1 pseudogene is annotated in these 1,548 nt (G+C 59.4%); it reads right to left on the bottom strand.

The features are described 5' to 3' along the window. Window positions 1-1,548, bottom strand: a pseudogene (locus ABX749_RS32460) (hypothetical protein); the annotation flags it as partial.

Raw genomic sequence — 1,548 nt, 5'->3', positions numbered from 1 at the left:
GGCTTCCCATGAGGGCAGTTGATCCAATTGAGCCTTCGCCTGGCGGGTGGCGAGCGCATCGGGATAGCGTCGGACGATGGCTTCGAGCTGCTGTCGTTTGATCTTCAGTCCCGCGTAAGCGTTCTCGCTGCCGACTTGCAACAGCATCCGCCGGGCGTTCAATTCACAACTGATGCGTTCTTTGCGCAACCGATCGAGCAGGGGATCGCCACCGAACCCCAACTCCAACTGCGCGTTGATTTCATCCTTCAGTTCGCGATCACGCCGCATCGATGCGTCCCGTGCCGCGACCAATTGTTTCATCGTCAAATCACGCAGTGCCGCATCGGTGAGCGATCGCAGGGTCGGATCCGGTTGCCCCGTCCTCGCCTCGCGTAGCTTTCGAATCGCCGCCGCCACGTCACCGCGTTGGAGCATCACGTTGGACTCTCCGATGATCTGATCACGGATCTGATCGCACATCATCTGGCACACCGCGACGGCCTTGGACCGCGGATGGATTCGCTTGACCAATTGCAATCGCGCAAAGGCTTTTTCGGGGACCTTTTCGGGGGAGTCTCGGTTCAGCGTGCCCATGTGATCGGCGATGTGATCCAAAACGCTTGTCGCGGCAGCCGAACCGCGCCAACGCACAATGGCATCACAGGTGGATTCGACCTCGGACGTGTCGGCCTCGTGCAATCGACGCGAGAGTTCCCCGGCGACCTTGTCCTGCAAGGACGCAATCGCGAGACGGCGGGGATCGGTATGGACCAACGCTTCGAGCAACCCGAACAATTCATCCAGGGGAGGAACGCTGACGATCGACTCCGATTGGCCGATGACACCATAGGTGTTCTCGAATTCGTCGACCAACAACTCGGCGTAGGTCCGTTTGGCACTGTCGGACACCTGATGCGATCCGAATTGGTGACTCAGTTGCCGCTGACGCCCCGCCCTCGCCTTGTCCTGCGGCTGACCGACCATCGTCTTGGCGTCGGCGATCAACTGGGCCTGCGTCCTGCCGGACGCGTTGACAAAACGGTACTCACCGCCGGTCAGCTCGGCCAGACGTTTCATGTTCTTGCAACTGCGTGGATCTTCAAAGGCGATCGCGTGGATCGGGATCGAACTGCCGGAGGCTTGGACGATCGAATAGGCGTCTCCGCCGGCGTTCAATAGACTGCCCCGCTTCTGCGTCTTCGTTTCAGTGAATTCTCCGTCGGACAGCATAAACACCGCACTCGGCTTCATCCTCAGCGCGGTCCGCAGCGAGGAATTGGGATTGGTCCCGCCGCCGGCGCCGATCGTCGCCAACCAAGCCTCCAGCTTGTCCTTGTTCTCCGCAGTCGCCTCCATCATCGCCATCGGTCGAGCCCCTTGAAACATCGGCGTGCTGGAACTGCTAAAGAGCACCACAAAGAATTTTTGGTCCTCTCGCAGCTCACGAACCGATCGCTTCAATTCTTCGATCGCGCGTCGATAGCGGACCCCGTTCATGCTTCCCGACCGATCGACGATATAAACAAACTCTTGTCCGACCGCTTCGATGCCGAAAAATGAACCGCG

This window comes from Stieleria sp., from assembly GCF_041595215.1.
In the GTDB taxonomy this organism is placed as follows: Bacteria; Planctomycetota; Planctomycetia; order Pirellulales; family Pirellulaceae; genus Stieleria; species Stieleria magnilauensis.
This window is presented reverse-complemented; position numbering and strand designations above follow the sequence as displayed.